The organism is Promicromonospora sp. NPDC060204 (assembly GCF_042728455.1).
Classification (GTDB): domain Bacteria; phylum Actinomycetota; class Actinomycetes; order Actinomycetales; family Cellulomonadaceae; genus Promicromonospora.
Window position 1 is genome coordinate 23,352 of record NZ_JBHWZO010000019.1, and the last position, 16,539, is coordinate 39,890.

At 71.0% G+C, this 16,539-nt stretch carries 20 protein-coding genes and 1 pseudogene; 7 read left to right on the forward strand and 14 right to left on the reverse strand.

What is annotated here, in order from left to right; genetic code table 11:
• Positions 1 to 40: 40 nt before the first annotated feature.
• On the reverse strand, positions 41 to 1,165 hold the full coding sequence (locus ACFWEJ_RS04500; RefSeq protein ID WP_377228008.1) for a DNA topoisomerase IB: 1,125 nt from the start codon (positions 1,163 to 1,165) through the stop codon (positions 41 to 43).
• Positions 1,166 to 1,270: 105 nt separating this feature from the next.
• Here ACFWEJ_RS04500 and ACFWEJ_RS04505 point away from each other — a divergent pair, with 105 nt between their 5' ends.
• Together ACFWEJ_RS04505 and ligD are read left to right on the forward strand one after the other, a co-directional pair.
• Positions 1,271 to 1,471, forward strand: a complete 201-nt coding sequence (locus ACFWEJ_RS04505; RefSeq protein ID WP_377228009.1) for a hypothetical protein — start codon at positions 1,271 to 1,273, stop codon at positions 1,469 to 1,471.
• Between the two features lie 83 nt (positions 1,472 to 1,554).
• Positions 1,555 to 3,443 (forward strand): annotated as a pseudogene (ligD, locus tag ACFWEJ_RS04510) (non-homologous end-joining DNA ligase).
• Positions 3,444 to 3,517: 74 nt separating this feature from the next.
• Here the strand turns inward: ligD and ACFWEJ_RS04515 are convergent.
• The gene (locus ACFWEJ_RS04515) at positions 3,518 to 4,180 is read right to left on the reverse strand and encodes an ANTAR domain-containing protein (protein WP_377228010.1); all 663 of its coding nucleotides are present in this window, start codon (positions 4,178 to 4,180) and stop codon (positions 3,518 to 3,520) included.
• Between the two features lie 212 nt (positions 4,181 to 4,392).
• On the opposite strand from ACFWEJ_RS04515, the gene ACFWEJ_RS04520 reads away from it, so the two are divergent.
• On the forward strand, positions 4,393 to 5,043 hold the full coding sequence (locus ACFWEJ_RS04520) for a PAS and ANTAR domain-containing protein (RefSeq protein ID WP_377228011.1): 651 nt from the start codon (positions 4,393 to 4,395) through the stop codon (positions 5,041 to 5,043).
• Positions 5,044 to 5,066: 23 nt separating this feature from the next.
• Here the strand turns inward: ACFWEJ_RS04520 and ACFWEJ_RS04525 are convergent, their stop codons facing one another.
• Complete coding sequence (locus ACFWEJ_RS04525; RefSeq protein WP_377228012.1) at positions 5,067 to 6,149, reverse strand: aromatic acid exporter family protein; 1,083 nt, start codon at positions 6,147 to 6,149, stop codon at positions 5,067 to 5,069.
• Between the two features lie 240 nt (positions 6,150 to 6,389).
• On the opposite strand from ACFWEJ_RS04525, the gene ACFWEJ_RS04530 reads away from it, so the two are divergent.
• Positions 6,390 to 7,985 (forward strand): FAD-dependent oxidoreductase, encoded by a 1,596-nt coding sequence (locus ACFWEJ_RS04530; protein ID WP_377228013.1) that lies wholly within the window; start codon positions 6,390 to 6,392, stop codon positions 7,983 to 7,985.
• Here ACFWEJ_RS04530 and ACFWEJ_RS04535 read toward each other — a convergent pair.
• From ACFWEJ_RS04535 to ACFWEJ_RS04585, 11 genes are all read right to left on the reverse strand, one after another.
• On the reverse strand, positions 7,982 to 8,770 hold the full coding sequence (locus tag ACFWEJ_RS04535) for a GvpL/GvpF family gas vesicle protein (protein WP_377228014.1): 789 nt from the start codon (positions 8,768 to 8,770) through the stop codon (positions 7,982 to 7,984). The two genes, ACFWEJ_RS04530 and ACFWEJ_RS04535, sit on opposite strands and share 4 nt — an antisense overlap.
• Complete coding sequence (locus ACFWEJ_RS04540; RefSeq protein WP_377228015.1) at positions 8,767 to 9,081, reverse strand: gas vesicle protein K; 315 nt, start codon at positions 9,079 to 9,081, stop codon at positions 8,767 to 8,769. Before ACFWEJ_RS04540 ends, ACFWEJ_RS04535 begins: the two co-directional genes overlap by 4 nt.
• On the reverse strand, positions 9,068 to 9,685 hold the full coding sequence (locus ACFWEJ_RS04545) for a gas vesicle protein (protein WP_377228016.1): 618 nt from the start codon (positions 9,683 to 9,685) through the stop codon (positions 9,068 to 9,070). The genes ACFWEJ_RS04540 and ACFWEJ_RS04545 overlap by 14 nt, the downstream gene beginning before the upstream one ends.
• Complete coding sequence (locus ACFWEJ_RS04550; protein ID WP_377228017.1) at positions 9,675 to 10,133, reverse strand: gas vesicle protein; 459 nt, start codon at positions 10,131 to 10,133, stop codon at positions 9,675 to 9,677. The genes ACFWEJ_RS04545 and ACFWEJ_RS04550 overlap by 11 nt, the downstream gene beginning before the upstream one ends.
• 90 nt (positions 10,134 to 10,223) lie before the next feature.
• Complete coding sequence (locus tag ACFWEJ_RS04555) at positions 10,224 to 10,568, reverse strand: gas vesicle protein (RefSeq protein WP_377228018.1); 345 nt, start codon at positions 10,566 to 10,568, stop codon at positions 10,224 to 10,226.
• Positions 10,565 to 10,819 carry a gas vesicle protein GvpG gene (locus tag ACFWEJ_RS04560; protein WP_377228019.1) on the reverse strand — a complete coding sequence of 85 codons (255 nt, stop codon included), beginning with the start codon at positions 10,817 to 10,819 and terminating at the stop codon, positions 10,565 to 10,567. The genes ACFWEJ_RS04555 and ACFWEJ_RS04560 overlap by 4 nt, the downstream gene beginning before the upstream one ends.
• A gap of 3 nt (positions 10,820 to 10,822) precedes the next feature.
• Entirely contained in the window at positions 10,823 to 11,632 is an 810-nt protein-coding gene (locus tag ACFWEJ_RS04565) for a GvpL/GvpF family gas vesicle protein (RefSeq protein WP_377228020.1), read from the reverse strand.
• On the reverse strand, positions 11,586 to 12,053 hold the full coding sequence (gene gvpJ / locus ACFWEJ_RS04570) for a gas vesicle protein GvpJ (RefSeq protein ID WP_377228021.1): 468 nt from the start codon (positions 12,051 to 12,053) through the stop codon (positions 11,586 to 11,588). Before gvpJ ends, ACFWEJ_RS04565 begins: the two co-directional genes overlap by 47 nt.
• Positions 12,054 to 12,061: 8 nt before the next feature.
• On the reverse strand, positions 12,062 to 13,111 hold the full coding sequence (locus ACFWEJ_RS04575) for an SRPBCC family protein (RefSeq protein WP_377228022.1): 1,050 nt from the start codon (positions 13,109 to 13,111) through the stop codon (positions 12,062 to 12,064).
• 45 nt (positions 13,112 to 13,156) lie between these two features.
• Positions 13,157 to 13,798 carry a hypothetical protein gene (locus ACFWEJ_RS04580; protein WP_377228023.1) on the reverse strand — a complete coding sequence of 214 codons (642 nt, stop codon included), beginning with the start codon at positions 13,796 to 13,798 and terminating at the stop codon, positions 13,157 to 13,159.
• A gap of 178 nt (positions 13,799 to 13,976) precedes the next feature.
• Positions 13,977 to 14,579 carry a TetR/AcrR family transcriptional regulator gene (locus ACFWEJ_RS04585; RefSeq protein ID WP_377228024.1) on the reverse strand — a complete coding sequence of 201 codons (603 nt, stop codon included), beginning with the start codon at positions 14,577 to 14,579 and terminating at the stop codon, positions 13,977 to 13,979.
• A 129-nt stretch (positions 14,580 to 14,708) separates the two neighbouring features.
• On the opposite strand from ACFWEJ_RS04585, the gene ACFWEJ_RS04590 reads away from it, so the two are divergent.
• The 3 genes from ACFWEJ_RS04590 to ACFWEJ_RS04600 all read left to right on the forward strand — a co-directional run bounded on the left by ACFWEJ_RS04590 (position 14,709) and on the right by ACFWEJ_RS04600 (position 16,463).
• Positions 14,709 to 15,296, forward strand: coding sequence for a CatB-related O-acetyltransferase (locus tag ACFWEJ_RS04590; RefSeq protein WP_377228025.1), 588 nt, complete (start codon positions 14,709 to 14,711; stop codon positions 15,294 to 15,296).
• 64 nt (positions 15,297 to 15,360) lie between these two features.
• Complete coding sequence (locus tag ACFWEJ_RS04595; protein ID WP_377228026.1) at positions 15,361 to 16,236, forward strand: virginiamycin B lyase; 876 nt, start codon at positions 15,361 to 15,363, stop codon at positions 16,234 to 16,236.
• Between the two features lie 53 nt (positions 16,237 to 16,289).
• Entirely contained in the window at positions 16,290 to 16,463 is a 174-nt protein-coding gene (locus tag ACFWEJ_RS04600; protein WP_377228027.1) for a hypothetical protein, read from the forward strand.
• Positions 16,464 to 16,539 lie beyond the last annotated feature (76 nt).

Below are 16,539 nucleotides of genomic sequence, written 5' to 3' on the forward strand. Positions count from 1 at the left end.
GTCGTCGTCCCCTCCCCGTGCTGTCGCACGGCCGCGTGTGTCACCCGACCATAGGCAGGCCTCTGCCGGCTCGCGCCCGGGGTGTGTCGTGCGGTTGCGAGCGGTGACCGTTGAGCGGCGTGCTGCCGGTCAGGACCTTGAGCAGCGCCCGCTCGTCCGACGACATCCAGCGCGACGAGCGGACGGCGTCGGCACCGGACCGGACGATCAGCTCGTCGAGCGTGGCGCGGTCGTCCGTCAGGATCACGGGGTGGACGTAGCTCTTGCGGCACACCGCAGGGGTGTTGTGCAGGTGCTCGGCGGCGACCCGGACGGCTTCGACCCGCTGCGCGTCGTGCTCGGCCTGGTCCGCTGGTTCGAGCCCGCGCAGGTGTCCCAGCGCGATCGCGCTGGCGCCCCACGTCCGAAAGGTCTTGGCTGTGTACCCGGCCCCGGTGACCCGGCCGAGGTACTCGTTGACGTCGTCCGAACCCACGCTGCGCACCTCGTCGCCGGCCACGTACCGCAGGAGCTGCTGGCCGGGCAGGTCCTTGCACCGGCGGACGATGTTCGCGACGCGGCGGTCGTGCAGCACGACGTCGTGCGGCTTGCCCGACTTGCCTTGGAAGCGGACCCGCACCTCGGCTCCCGTCACAGCGGCATGCCGGTTGCGCAGCGTCGTGAGCCCGTAGGACTCGCCGGAGCGCACGTACTCTTCGTTGCCGACCCGGATCAGCGTCTCGTCGAGCAGACGGACGACGGTGGCCGCTACACGGTCCAGGCTCAGCCGGCTCGCGCCCATGTCGGCGTCCACCTGCTTGCGCAGCCCCACCAGCGCCTCGCCGAACCCCGCCAGGTCGTCGAACTTCGCGGCGTCCCGGTACTCGCGCCACCCGTGGTGATAGAGGTACTGCTTGCGGTTCTTGGCGTCGCGGCCCGTGGCCTGGACGTGACCGGACCCGTCGGCGCAGATCCAGACGTCGGTCCAGGCCGGCGGGATGACGAGCGCCCGGATCCGCTCCAGGGTCTCCTGGTCGGTGACCCGATCGCCGCGGTCGTCGACGTAGCCGAACCCTCGCCCACGTCGCCGTCGGCGGATACCCGGGTCGGCGTCGGTGCTGTGCGTGAGCCCGTTCCGGGCCGTCCCGCTCCACGACGAGGTCGCCGATCGAGAGGATGCCTCCATGGCGCACTCCTCACCGAGCGGGCGGCGGTGGGCTGCTTCACCGGACTTCTTACCCTGCACCGGCGTCCCACAACTCGCAATGCCGGCCTCACGTGACGGCGAATCGTGCGCGCGCTTGCGAGCCGGAGCGAGCCTGCGATTGTTGACGTCGGTCCGGAGACGGGCGTCGCCGTCGTCATCGCCTCGCTCTATCCCGCCATCCCGGTGCTGCTGGGAGTGACGGTGCATCACGAGCGGTTGGGCCGCACCCAGGCCCTCGGGCTCGTCGCGGCTGGGATCGCCGTCGCCCTCCTGAGCATCGGCTGAGGTGGTCGTGCGGGGTCGATCATCGGGTTGCGAGCCGGCGCGGTCCTGCGATGGTCGAAGTGGTCTGCGAAGGGACAGCAGAGATGATCACAGACGCGAACCAGGACACCCAGGTCGTGACGCTGGACGACCGTGAGGTGCGCCTGACGCACTTGTCCAAGGTTCTCTACCCGGAGACCGGTACGACCAAGCGCGACGTCGTCGAGTACTACGCGGCCGTGGCCGACACGATGCTGCCGCACGTGCGGGATCGTCCGGCCACACGCAAGCGTTGGCCGGACGGGGTCGGGGAAGACCCGTTCTTCCACAAGGACCTCGGCCGTGGCACGCCGGAGTGGGTGGCGCGCCGCGAACTGAGCCACCAGACCGGCACGTCGACCTATCCCCTCGTGCAGGACTCGGCGACACTCGTCTGGCTCGCGCAGATGGCCGCGCTGGAGATCCACGTACCGCAGTGGCGGTTCGGCCGGCCGGCCGCGAGCAGTGGGGCGCCCCGCTCGCCCGATCGTCTTGTGCTGGACCTCGACCCTGGTGAGGGAGCCGGGCTGGCGGAGTGCGTGGAGGTGGCCCGCCTTGCCCGCGGGATCCTGCAGGGCATGGGACTGGATCCGGTACCCGTGACGAGCGGGAGCAAGGGGCTCCACCTGTACGCGCCGCTGGAGGGCCGAGACTCCACGGAGCAGGTCACCGAGGTGGCTCATGAACTTGCCCGGTCTCTCGAGGCGGACCATGGCGACCTGGTGGTGAGCGACATGAAGAAGTCGCTGCGCGCGGGCAAGGTGCTCGTCGACTGGTCGCAGAACAACGGCAGCAAGACGACCGTCGCGCCCTACTCGCTGCGTGGCCGCAGCCGGCCCTGGGTCGCACTGCCGCGAACCTGGCGCGAGCTGGGTTCGCCTCAGCTGCACCAGCTCGAGCTGGACAAGGTACTCCCCCGCATCCGTCGGCGCGGCGATCCGCTCGCCGGCAACACCAGGGTGCCGCGATGACTCGACCCACGTATGAGGTCATGCTCGCCACCCTCGGTGCGCGCGACGACGTCGTCGGCCAGGGAGATCCGGACGACTGGTCGCTCGAGATGAAGTGGGACGGGGTGCGGGCGCTGGCACGGGTCGGGGAGCCGGACGGGCGTGGTCCGGTCACCCTCGCCAGCCGCAACCACAAGGCCCAGGGCCCGCGCTACCCGGAGATCGTGGACGGCCTCGGGCGCGCCGTGCGCGGGGAGGCGGTGCTGGACGGTGAGATCGTCGCGCTCGACGCGGGGGGCCGACCGAGCTTCGCCCGGCTGCAGCACAGGATCAACCTCGCCGATCCACGGGAGATCCGGCGGGCGGCAGAGCGCGTGCCCGCGCAGATCTTCCTGTTCGACCTCCTGGAGCAGGACGGCGAACCACTCGTCGACCTGCCCTACACGGAACGGCGCGAGCGCCTGGCTGCCCTGGTGACCGAGAACGAGTCCGTCAAGGTCCCGCCGGCGGTGGAGGAGGACTTCGACGACGCATGGCGGACAAGCGACGAGCTCGGTCTCGAGGGCGTGATCGCGAAGCGCCGCAACTCGCGCTACGCCGTCGGACGACGCACCCGGGACTGGATCAAGATCAAGCACGCTCGGACGCAGGAGGTCGTGGTCGGCGGCTGGCGACCTGGTCAGGGACGGCGTGCGACGACCGTCGGATCACTCCTGCTCGGAGTCGGGGACGCGGAGGGCCGGATGCACTACGTCGGCAGGGTCGGAACGGGTTTCTCCCACCGTGACCTCGACGACCTGCACGACCGGCTCGGGCGGATCGCACGCGAGACCACGCCGTTCCACGACATACCCCGGGCCGACGCACGTGACGCGCACTGGGTGACTCCAACCCTCGTCGGAGAGGTCGAGTTCGCCGAGTGGACCAGAGACGGCCGCCTGCGGCAACCGCGATGGCGCGGCTGGCGCGAGGACAAAGACCCGCGACAAGTACGCCGCGAGTAGGTGGTGGCACTGCTCTGACCGCGGCACGAGCTCTCTCCGAGACAGGGTCGAGGCCGGGAAGACGCTGATTCCGCTCACTCGTCGCGAAAGTGCATCCCACGGCGTTCGAGAACCTCTTCCGCCACGGCGAGCAGGCTCGTCGATCGCACGAAGGCGTGCGCGCGGATCAGCGCGGACGCGTCCTCGGGCCGGATGCCCATCTGGATGGCCACCATTCCGGTGGCCTGGTGGAACGGCGCTTTCTCGGCCCAGTTCAGCAAGCCGGCGTTCCTCAGCAGGTCAGCCCCGACGACGTCGGCAGCGAACTGCAGGTCCTCCGCCCTTCGGTGTTCCCGCCCGAGAACGCCGTACAGGCTGAGTACGCCGACCACGCGGGAGCCCACCTGCATCGGCACCGCGTAGAGCGTCGCGCCGGCACCGACCAGTCCCGCCAGATGGGAGAAGACCGGGTACTCGCCCACCATCGCGCCGATCCGCATGACCACCAGCCGGTTCTCGGCCAGCGCCTGGTGCACCGGGCCCTCACCGAGGACTTCCTCGAGTGGTTCGAGCTGCTCGAACGCGCCTGGCGTGCTGACGGCGACCTGGTCCTCCGCACCGGCCAACACGGTCAGCGCTCCGCCGTCCGCCCGGAAGGCGTCGACGCACGCCTCGCACAACCGTGCCGGCAGCGGTCGGTCCGCCTCGGTGTCGGCGAACGACCGAGCGAGCAGGCTCAGGAGTTCTGGCGGATCCACTCGGTTCACCTCCCCCGCACTCCTACCCACACTCACACCATGAGTTTTCAGTCGCACGACCGGCTTGGTCGACCAGGCGGCGCACGGTCGCGAGGGAGACGGGTGAAGTTTGGGTACCCTTACCTCGGGCTGTCGGTGACGACGCATTAACGCTACGGTCGGGGTGAGTCAGGACGCGGCTCGTCGGCGCTATGCATCCGGGAGGCTGCAACATGAGCGCGGAACCATTGGAGATCGAGCGCGCCCTGACCCTTGGCGCCAACCACACCATCGGGCACTACCGCTACGACCTGGCGACCGGCGAGTGGTGGTGGTCGGACGAGGTGTACCGGATCCACGGTTTCGAACCTGGAGACGTGGTCCCGACCACGGCACTCATCCTGGCGCACAAGCACCCCGAGGACCGTTCCCGGGTCTCCCGGATCCTCGCGCACGCCGCCACGACCGGAGAACCCTTCAGCAGCGTCCACCGCATCATGGACGCCAAGGGGCAGGAACGAACGCTCACCGTGATCGGACGAGGTCGCCGCGACCCCGGCACCCACCGGGTGACCGAGCTGGTGGGCTACTTCGTCGACGTCACAGCCGGATTCAGCAGGCAGGCGAACGAGGCCGCCGACACGTCCATCAAGGCGTCGGCCGCCACCAGAGCTCCGATCGAACAGGCCAAGGGCATCGTCGCCATCGCCCTGGGCGTCGACCCTGAGGCCGCCTTCGAGCACATGCGCGTCACCTCCAACGTCACCAACGTCGCGGTACGTGACGTCGCCCGGCAGATCATCGAGATCGCCAGCACCCAGGGCTCGCTCCAGGACGTGCGCACCTACCTGGTGCCCTCCGACCCCGCTGCCACGACTCCCTGATACTGCCGACGCACGATCGTGGGCTACTCCGGCTCGCGGGCGGCGGTCAGCGCAGAGCAGGCGCGCCGCAGGATGACGACGATCGCCCCGGCGACGAAGAGGTCTTGACCCGACGAGCGCCGAACCGCACGTACCGCGCCGGTCAGCGCGTCGACGGACTCACGGCAGCGCGCCACGGCCTCGTCCGCGGGTCCCTGGCCACGGTCCGACCGCAGGGCCTCGGCGTACGCCCGCAGCGCTGTGACCAGCTCTGGTCGTAGCAGCGGTCCGAGCGCCACGCGCTCCTGGTCGGCGCGTTCCCACTCGGTGAGGAGTCGGACGACATCGTCGACGACGTCCGCCGCACTGCCCAGCTCCTGCGCCCGCCGGGCCTGCGCCGTCGTCCGCTCGCCGTAGCGCCGCGCCTTCCGGTTGACCCGCAGCGCCTCACGCGTCCCGGACATGGCATCCCTGGTCCGGTCGGTGGTCGGGGTCAGGTCATGACGGCGGCGCTGCCACTCCTCGGCCAGGAGGGGCCCGTCGTGCTCCAGGCGCTGTGCGAGCAGCTCGAGCTGGTCGACCAGGACGTCCCGCAGCCGGTCCAGCGCGATCTCCGAAGGAGTGAGCGGCAGCGGCGGCAGGAGCAGGTTGATCGCCACGCCGATCGCCGCACCCACGACGATCATGCCGGCGAACACGCCGGTGAACTCCAGCGGGTGGGCGCCGCCGAGCACGAGCACGAACAGGGCGGACGTGACCACCCAGGTACCCATCTCGCCGAACAGCCGCGAGCCGGCGCACAGCAGGGCGACGGCCACCACGATCGCGACCGACAGCACGCTGGAGCCCACCGCGGCGTCCACCCCGCGGGCGATCACCGCCCCCAGCAGGAGCGCCCCGACCGCCTGCACCGACTCGCGGACGGACCGGACGGCGCTGCTGGTCACCGCGACGACCGCACCGAGCGGCGCGTAGTAGGGGTACTCCGAGAACGGCGCGGGCGCGAGCAGGGCGACGAACCAGGCGAGCGCGGCGGCCACCGCACCCTTGAGCGCGAGGGACCACCGCGGGTGGCGCACCCACCGTCCGTGCAGGAAGGACAGCGCGCGCGACCCCGGCACCGCCATCAGGGCGCCGGGTCGAGCACGTCCTCGACGCTCACGTTCTCCTTGCCCTGCCGTGTGGGTGCACGCATCGTCGTCCTCCCGGTGTCGCGGTCCTCGCAGCTCTGTGGGTCTGCCTCACGAGCGTTGCGCGTTCCGGCTCAGCTCGCATCGTGCCGCCCCGCGCCGTGCGAGTGCCGGGCCTGCGTGCCAGCCTGGGAACGTCGCCGCGACGTTCCCGACCGCTGGCACAGGAGGCGCGCTGTGAGCGAAGAAGACCCCCACGACACCTCGGGCGGTGCCCGTGCGGCCGGCACGTCCGAGGGCGTTCCCGGCCCGCTCCGCACCGACGTCGTCGTGGTCGGGGCGGGAGTCACCGGGGTGGTCACCGCCCAGCTCCTCGCGGACGGCGGTGCGAACGTGGTGGTGCTCGACGCCGGCCCGGCCGGCGCCACCACCACCGCCCGGTCGACCGGCAAGCTCTCCGTGCTGCAGGGTGCCCACCTCGCACGCGTCGCACGACACGGCGACGACACCGTGGGCGCCTATCTCGCGGCCGGCTTCGCGGGCCTCGGCTGGCTGCGCCGAACCCTGGAAGACCTGGACGTCGCCGTCGACAACCGGGACGACCTGACCGTCGCCACCACCCGGGAGGAGGTGGCCGTGCTCGACGACGTCCTCGAGGTCTGCGCCCGGCAGGGACTCGCCGCGCGCCGGGAGGACGAGCCGCCGTACCCGGCGCGTACCTTCGGCGCGGTTCGCCTGCCGGGCCAGGCCCAGGTCGACCCGCTGCAGATGCTCTCGGCGCTCCGCGCCCGGCTCCGCTCCAGCGGTGTCCCGGTGCACGACGGCGTCCGCGTCCGGCAGGTGCGTCGGGCGCGGTCCGGTGTCGCGCTGCGCACGACCCACGGCACCGTGCTCGCCGAACGTGTCGTCCTTGCGACCGGTGCCCCGCCCGGACGCCTGGGCGGACTGTTCCTGCGGCTGGAGGCGGGCCGCAGCCTGCTGACCACGTGGGAGCTGCCCGACCCCGAAGCACTCCCGCCGGGCTTCGCCGAGACGATGTCGATCACGGCGAACCATCCCGTGCGCTCCCTCCGCGTGGCCGGTGGCCTGCTCATGGTGGGTGGCGAGGGCTGGACCGTCGGCCGGGAGCCGGATCCGGCCCGGCGGTTGGCGACGCTGGAGAGATGGACCAAGGGCACCCTGCCTGTCGGAGCGGCACGGCACGCCTGGGCGGCCCAGGACTACACCAGCGACACCGGACTGCCGTTCATCGGGCCGGTCGTCCCGGGCGACGAGCGCGTGCTCGTCGCCACCGGCTACGGCAAATGGGGGCTCACCACCGGCGCCGCCGCCGGACTCGCCCTCGCGGGCCGCATCCTCGACGACCCGGTCGAGTGGGGACCGGCGCTCGAACCGTGGGCGCGCCCGCCCGAGCCCTCGACCCGGACCGCGGCCACCTTCGGCGCGCAGACCAAGGGCTGGGCGTGCGCGGCGACGCGCCCGACGGGACAGCGCGCCGGAGCCCGGCGCGTGTCCCGGGTCTGCCCGCACCTCGGCGGCGTCGTCCGCTGGAACGACCAGGAGGAGTCCTGGGACTGCCCGGTGCACGGATCGAGGTTCGCGGCGGACGGCACGCTGCTGGAAGGACCCGCCACCGAAGGCCTGGCTCCTGCCGAGAGACCTCAGCCCAGGAGACCCCGGCCCGAGAGGCCCCCGGCTCAGCACGACGGCAAGGCGGCTGACTACGACGACTGGACGGTCGCGAAGCTGCGTGAACGGGCGGCCGAGATCGGTATCCCTGGACGCTCCACGATGCGCAAGAGCGACCTGATCAAGGCGCTGCGCTCGCACTAGGACTCGAAACCCGGTGGTCCCAGCGTGGTGACGTCGGCGAAGGAGTACGGCGGCCACGGGCCGACATAGCGGATTCGCGCCGCCGGCTCCTCACCCTGGATCGCCGTCAGCACGGTGCCCACTCCGCGCACGTCGTCGGCCGGCACCAGCAGCGCCACCGACAGGACGAGGGAGGTCCCGGCAGCGAGGTGAGCCCGGCGGTTCTCGTCCAGCCCTTCGCTGACGGCTGCCAGGCGGCGGCGGTAGACGGAATGCCGGTCGTCGGCCCGGGCCTCGGTGATGTCGCGCTCCAGCTGGTCGACACGCTTTCGGAGCAGCCGCTGGACACCCGGCGGCCGGCTCTCCAGCTCGGCCTTCGCCGAGATCACGTCGGGATGCCCCTCGGCGGCCTGCTGCCGGTCCAGGCTGATCTCCACGTGGAGCTCGACCCGCCCGCCGAGCGCATCGAGGCGTTGGCGCAGCAGGTCGGCATGGGTCTCCATCCACTCCTGGAGCCGCTGTCCGGCCGACGCCTCCGCGGTGGGCGCCACGATCACGTTGAAGCTGGCCGGCAGCACCGTGTCAGCGGTACGCCAGACACGCTCGACCACGACACTGTGCTCGACCGCCCAGCGCCGGACGTCGGCGTCAGCGCCCTGGTAAGGACCGCCGTCATGCTCGTGGACGACGGCGGTCACACCGTCCGGCCCGGCGACCGCGCGCACGGCCACCCCGTCGATTCCGGTCCCGAGGTCCGGGGGCGTGGCCGGCACGATGCCGTAGAGATAGAGGCGGTCCCCGGTCACGGGCCCTCCAGTCCGGGCTGTCCGTTCCCGCGCTGCCCGGTGAGACCCCGGACGATGTCGTCGACGACGTCGTCCAGCCCACGTCTCAGGTCCGCGACGGACGTCTCCAACCCGTGGTCCTGCTTGATCTGTCCGATCGCCTCGTCGAGGTCGAGCAGGGCCTGACCGAGGCGCTCCTGCTCCTCGTCGGTCAGCTCGCCGCCCTCCAGCCGGCGGATCGCCTGGCTCTCCAAGGCTTCCTCGATGATCTCGACCAGCGTGACCACGAGGGTGAGCAGCCCGTTCTTCAGGTTGCGCTCATCGATCTCCATCGCGGGCCTCCTCCCTGGCGCCGACCGTCTCCCGCAGTGCGTCGTGGAGGCGCTGAGGAGCAGCCGCGGAGAGCCACACCCGCCCGGAGGGCACGACCACGCACACCCGCAGCCTGTCCGGACCGTCGACGACGGCCTCGGGCCGCAGCTCGACCGCGACCAGGTCCTCCAGCGGCGTCTGCCAGAGAATCTCGCGCGGGTCGGCCCGCCAGACGATCAGCCTCCTCGAGGTCAGGTACACGATCCCCGGACGCCAGCTCCGGTACGGCTCGGCCTGGAGATGCCCGCCGGCCATCCGCAGGACGATCTCCTCGCCGTCGCCCAGCGGGACGTGACGCCCGACCGAACGCCGTGCCCACTGCCGGGTCTGCTCGTCCCAGCTGCGCATCAGACCGTGCTCCAGCATGGTCTCGATCCCCGCGACGGCGGCCCGCAGGCTGACACCGATGAGTGGTACGTCCGCGACCGAGATGATGAGGTCCAGATCCAGGTAGACGCCCTTGTCGAGCATGACGTCGAGCAGGTCGGGCAGGGTCGCGCCGACGTCGCGCGTGGGCTCCATCCGCGCCGCGCCGTCGGCCTGCGTCCCGGGATCAGCGGTCACGGCGACCCTCCCGTGCGGGCCTGCCGACCGGTGCCGACCCGGGTTTCCTCGGTGGCTTCTCCTCCACCTCGCGCTCGTCGTCCTGATCAGGGCCGGCCAGCTCGGCCCGGTCCGCCTTCCGCTCCGCCAGCGCGCTGCGCCAGCCGCACCACGGGCACAGGTCGTTCAGCAGCTGCGAGCGCGGCGACGTCTTGCCGCACCTGGGGCACGTCTCCTTCTGCTCGATGGCGCGCCGCCAGGCGAGCGTCTCCGTGTTGGTACCGGCCGGGAACTCGAGACCGTAGCGCGCGGCGGTCTCGAAGGAGGCGAGCGCCGCCCGGATCCGGATGCCCAGGAGCTCCACACCGGCCAGGGAGACCATGATGTCCGCGTTGACGACGAGGCCCTTGTCCAGGAGTGTCTCGATCACGTTGACGAGCGACCCGTCGGGGTCGCGTTGCGGTTCCATCGAGCGATCGTGACCGCCGACCACGCTCATTCCAGGTCACCTCCTTCGCCGGGGTCCGCCGGCCAGTGCGGCCGCGGCCGTCGCGCCGCGTCACCCGTCGTCCGTGCTCCCGCGGATGTAACGGCTCGTGCGCCGGTAACCCAGGAGCTCGCCGTGGTCGTCGAGCTCCACCTCGTACTCGGCCATGACGTCCGCGGTGCTGGGCACGCGTGGGTCCTCGACGGCCTCGATCACCACCACGAACTTCTCGTCCTCGGAGCGGATCCCGACGACGCTCTCCAGCCGGCGCCCGGTGAGCTCCACGAGCTGCTCGACCGCAGTGCGGGCCGCCTGCACCGCAGTCAGGCGCGATTGTCCGCCTCCCGTACCGCCGCGTCGCTCGCTCGTCGGACGGCGACGGGCGCGCTCACCGGTGCGTGTGTCCGCGTCGTTCATCGCTCTCCCCTCTCCCGGGCGCGCCGGTTCGCCTCGACCAGTCGGGCGACGAGCTGCGCCTCCAGCGCATCGGCCTCGTCGTCGGACAGGTCGCCGTCGTCCCGCGCCCTGCCGATCTCCTCCAGCCGCCGGCGCAGCGCGCCGACGTCGTAGTACTGACGCTCGGCCTCGTCGCGCACCTGCTCGGCCACCCAGATGGTTCCGCGGACCGGTACCAGCGGGATGGACAGCAGTCCTCTCAGCAGGCCCATCGCTCATCGCTCCCCGACGAAGTCGTACGGCGCCTGCGGTCCCACGAGACGAAAGAAGATGCGGCCGTACGCGCGCTCCGCGATGCCTTCGAGCACGCCCTCGAACTTCGTGTGCTCGGCCCGCCGGACGAGCGCGGCACACTCCAGCACGTCGTCGACCTGTTGCGTCTCGTGCTCATGGATCTCGACCGTGAACGGGGCGAGCTCGTCGAGCACGACATCGATGTCGTGTGCCCGCTTGCGCGCGAATCCGCGGACGACGAGCTCTCCCAGCCGGATGCGGGCGTCACGCAGGGCGTGCGGAGGCAGGTGCCGCAAGGTCTCGCGCAGCCTCGCGATCTTGACGTCCTCCGCCACGAGCTCGGCCAGCACGGCGTCCTGGACGTACCTCGCCCTGACGGTGAGCTGAACGAGACCGCCCAGGCGGTCCAGGTCATCGGCGATCGCCCCTCGACGCTCGATCGGAAAGGCCTCCTCGACGGCCGTCTCGTCGGGCACCACCGTGCCGAATCTCATCGGCAGAACCGGGTGATCGGCCGCCACCCCGTCGAGCACGGCGACATGGCGACGTATCTCGGAAGGCGTTCCGACGAACTCGTCGGTGTCGACGTCGGACACCAGAACGGCGACCTCCCCGAGCCCGATCAGGCGCATGTCACTGATTCCGGGTCCGGCCGGGACGTCGGGCACATCGGTGCCGGGAAGCACGAGCCCATAGAGGTACAACACGCTCCCTCCCCCGCAGCGATAGGTGGTCTCAGGTCCGCTAGGACCGGGAGACGCGGCGCCGGGAACGGCGCGGCGCCGGTTCACGCTGCTCGTCGTCGGCGTCGTTCTCGGCTGGAGACCGTTCCTCGGTCTCGTCCTCGTCCTGGTCCTCGTCGTCCTTGCCGCTGCCGACGAGAGCTTCCTTGGCGGTCTTCAGCACGCCCTTGGTCTTGCCACGTGCACCGCTCTCGGAGATCCCCTCCATGAGCTCCGGCAGGTCCCGGCCACCGGTCCGGGCGAGATCGAGCCGGTTGGTGGCCTCGGCAAACCGGAGATAGGTGTCGACGCTGGCGATGACGATGCGGGCGTCGATGGTGATCACCTCGATGCCGACGAGCGACACCCGCACGAAGACGTCGATCACCAGACCCTTGTCGAGGATGATGTTGATGACGTCTGCCAGCGAGGCGGACGACGGACGGTCGACGTACCCCGAGCTCGGGGCTCTCGTGGTCACAGCAGTCATCGCGACCCCTACCTGTTCTTGGTCTCGGTCTCCTCGTCGGACCCCTCTTCCTCGTCCTCTTCCTCGTCCTCTTCCTCGCCCTCCTCCTCGCCCTCCTCCTCGCCCTCCTCCTCGTCCTCGTCCTCGTACTCCTCGCCTTCCTCCTCGCCCTCTTCCTCGTCCTCGCCCTCCTCCTCGTCCTCGTACTCCTCGGCGGCACGCTCCTCCTCCACGACCTCCTCGTGGCTGCGGACCACCTCCTCGTCGTGTATCTCGGCGCGGTACCCCTCGTCGTCCTCGGGGCGCAGCACCGACTCGGTCATGACATGGCGCACGAAGTACTTGAGCTCCAGCCGGACACGCCGGTTCACCGCCCGCCAGATGTTGCCCGTCTTCTCCATGAAGCCCTGGGGGTAGTACGCGACGACGATCACCAGTCGCGTGAGGTCGTCACCCAGCGGGTGGAACGTCACGACGCCGCTGAGATGCCCCTTGGCCCCGCTGGACTCCCAGACGATCCGTCGATCCGGTACCTGTTCCGTGATGACGGTGTCCCACTGGCGGTGGGACCAGAACACCTGGCCCTTGAGCTGGACCTCGCCGGCCTCCTCGTCCAGCTCGGTGTGCTCGACCTTCTTCATGAACTCGGGCCACTTCTCGTACGAGGTCCATGCGTTGTAGACCACGCCGAGCGGAGCGCCGACGTCGATCGCCTCGACGATGTTGTTGAACTTGAACTTCTTGGCGCTCCCGCCGCCCCCGCCGCTCCCGCCACCGAAGACGTCCTTGACCTTCTCCTTGACGCCCGTGACCGCAGCGGACAGGCCTGCCTTGACCGGCGACGCACCCTGGGCGAGCTCCTCGGCGCCCTTGGCGGCCGCGGAGGCCTTGGCGCCACCCCCCTCGGTGCCGGATCCTTCGGCGTACTGGGTGAGCCGGTCCGTCAGGCCGCTGACCTTCTCCGTCAGGTTGTCGACCGCGTGGTCGGCGAGCGCCTTGACGTAACCTCCGGCCGAGTCGCGCAGAGCGGCGAGCGGCTGGGGTGCCTCCTTGGTCTTCTCGGAGGACTGGTTGCTCATGGGATGCTCCTTCCCGGCACCGCGCGCGGCACCAGGCGCGTGGGACTAGCGGGAGCTCGGTTTCCTCGTCGACTTCCCGCTGGTCGACCGCGTCGTGGACCTCGTCCCGGTCGACTTCTTGGCGCCCCCGGCGGAGGCGCCCTGCTTGGACCGGCCCTGGCCCGAGGTGCGCGACGAGCTCTCCGATGCCGCGCGTCGCCGGCGTCCTGCGGACTTCGGGGTGGCCTGTTCGTCGTCGGCCTGTTCGTCGTCGGCCTGCTTCTGCTCGTCCTCGGGTTCGTCGTCCCCGGAGCGCGATCCCGCCGTGGCCTCCTCGGGCGAGGCCTCGTCCTCGGGTGCCGGCTCGTCGCCGGTCTCCTCGTCGGCCGGCTGCTCCCCGCCGTGGGACGCGAGGGGCGCTCCCGCACGCTCCTCGAGGTTGGAGACGAGGCTGTCGACACGCTTGGCCGCGGCCGCGACGACGGCGGTCTTGCCCGCCTCGACGAGCCGCCCGGACACCTCGTCGGTGAGCTTCTTGATCGCCGGGGTGGAGAGAGCGGCGCCGCTGGCCTTGAGCAGGTCTGGATGTGCCCTGAGCTCTCTGACGCCGAGGGCACCGGCGACCGCGAGCGCCAGCTTCAGCTTCTTGGTCCGGCCGAGCAGGTACCCACCGAGCAGGACCGCCGCGAATGTGAGCTTGTCGTCCATGGTGTTCCTCGCAGATCGGGACGAGCGAACGGTGCGTCGTCGCATCGCATGAGCCCCGGACTTGCACGGTAACACCGGATACGGGCGCTCGCGTGCCTCGCGAAAACTGGGCCTCTCGTACGGTGTTTCCGCAGGTCAGGTAGTTTCCGGAGGCAACTTCCTGGGCTTCGAGGTCGGCCTACTGACGTGGCGCGTCCTGCGAGGACCTGGGCGCCAGGCCGGTGAAGAGCACGTCCAGGACGCGGTCGACCCTCTCGTGCGTCAGGGGTTCCTGACTGATCAGGAACCGGAAGTAGAGCGGCCCGGAGAGGATCTCCATCACCAGGTCCAGGTCGAGGTCGGGCGCCAGCTGCCCGCCGTCCATGGAGCGCCTCATCCTGGCCACGGTCTTCTCCGCCTGGGGAACGATGAACCGCTCGTTGAGCGACGCCGCGACCGCGGGGTCGTGCTGCGCCTCGCCCAGGAGCGCGCGGTACAGCGGGCCCAGCGGAGGACGGCCCAGCAGGTCCACGGCCGCATGGATCTGGGCGCGCAGGTCCGCCCTGATGTCGCCCGTGTCGGGGTACTCGAGGTCGGACTGGTTCAGGGACAGGACGGCGTCGAGGAACAGGGCGCCCTTGGAGGGCCAGCGCCGGTAGATCGTGTGCTTGCCGACTCCGGCGCGTGCGGCCACGCCTTCGATGCTGAGCTTGGCGTAGCCGATCTCCTGCGCCAGGTCGAGCGTCGTCCGCATGATGCTCTCGGTGCGCTCAGTGGCGAGCGGCCGTCCGGTGGCTGGCATGTCGTCATGCTAACGGCACGGCACGTGCCGTTGACATGCGGCAGCCCGACCGTCCATGATGCGTTTCGGCACGGCCCGTGCCGTTAATGCGCGAGTGCTCTCTCATCCCGATCCACGAAGGACCGTTCCGTGACACCTGATCCGATGACCGTCCACCCGCTGCCCGCCTTCGACCGCGTGGTGTTCCTCAAGCCGCTGGTCACCTCTCCCGCGATCGAGGTGGGCGAGTACACGTACTATGACGACCCGCAGCACGCGAAGGAGTTCGAGGGACGCAACGTGCTGTATGCGTACGGGCCGGAACGGCTGGTCATCGGCCGTTACTGCGCGATCGCGACAGGGACGCGGTTCCTGATGGCGGGCGCCGAGCACCCGACGATGGGGGTGTCGACGTTCCCCTTCACGATGTTCGGCGGGCAGTGGGCCGAGCAGACGCTGGACATCGTGACCGCGATGCCGAGCCGTGGTGACACGGTGGTCGGCAACGACGTGTGGTTCGGGTTCGGGGCGACGGTCCTGCCCGGCGTGCAGATCGGCGACGGGGCGATCATCGCGGCCGGGGCGATCGTCACCTCGGACGTCCCGCCCTACACGATCGTCGGCGGCAACCCCGCGCGTCCGCTCCGGCAGCGCTTCGACGACGCCGATGTCGACCTGCTGCGCCGGGCCGCCTGGTGGCACTGCCCACCGAGCTCGTCACGCGGCACGCGCGGCTGATCATGTCCGGCGCCCCGGCCAGCATCGCACGGGTCGCCGCCGAGCACGGGCTGGAGCGAGCACTGTGAGCGGGGCACTCGTCCAGGAGCATGCCGTGGCGCCCGGGGCGTACGGCGTCACGACCGGGCCCGACGGCGCGCTCTGGTTCACCGTCGTGGACAGCGGGAGGATCGGCCGACTCGTCCCCGGCGGTGAGCCCCGCTACTTCGACGTCGGACCGGACTCCGGCCCCACGATCATCACATCGGGTCCCGACGGCGCGCTGTGGTTCACGCAGTACCGGGCGCACCGCATCGCCCGGCTCACCGTCGACGGCTCCCTCACGGAGTTCGACCTCCCGACGCCTTCGTGCGGCCCGTACGGCCTCGCGGCCGGGCCTGACGGCGCTCTCTGGTTCACGGAGACCACCGCGGGCCAGATCGGCCGGATCACGACGGACGGAAACGTCACCGAGTTCCCGCTGGACCCGCGCGACGCGTTCCCGTCCGCCATCACGGCCGGGTCCGACGGCGGCATGTGGTTCACACTGAACCAGGCCAACGCCGTCGGCCGCATCGACAGCGACGGGGACGTCACCACGTTTCCCCTGCCGACCACCGGAGCCGCGCCCGTCGGCATCACCCTCGGCCCCGACGGGGCGCTCTGGTACGTGGCGATCGCGTCGGGCCAGGTCGGCCGGGTCAGCGCCGACGGCACCATCACCGAGCTCGACCTCCCGGACCGGGCGGGCCGGCCGCACGCCATCACCGCGGGGCCCGACGGCGCGCTGTGGATCACCGAGTGGGCCGGGAACCGCCTGTCCTCCGTCACCACCGACGGTGTCGTCACCGGCTACGACCTGCCCACCCCGGCGTCGGAGCCCCACGGGATCACGACAGGCCCGGACGGCGCCGTCTGGGCGGCCCTCGAGACCGGCGCCCTGGCCCGCCTCGTCAGCTGACTCCCGGCCCGGCCCGCTCGGCTGATCGCTCGATCTCGCTGATCGCCGCCACCTTGGGCGCGGAGGCCGAGCTCGGGTCGGGCGCCGTCCAGCCGCAGGAGGCCGTCCGCCTGGACCTCGCCTTCCACGGCGATCCCGCGCGGGCCCGGAAGGCCGTCGAGGAGCACATGGCCGGCTCCTACGTGCGGCTGCGCCGGCTGGAGCTGCCGTCGGACCCGGAGGCCTGACATGAGTGCCGACGGCGCCTCGACGTGCGAGTGACTACGCCAGGTGGGCACCATGACCATGCCGATCGCCTCGGCG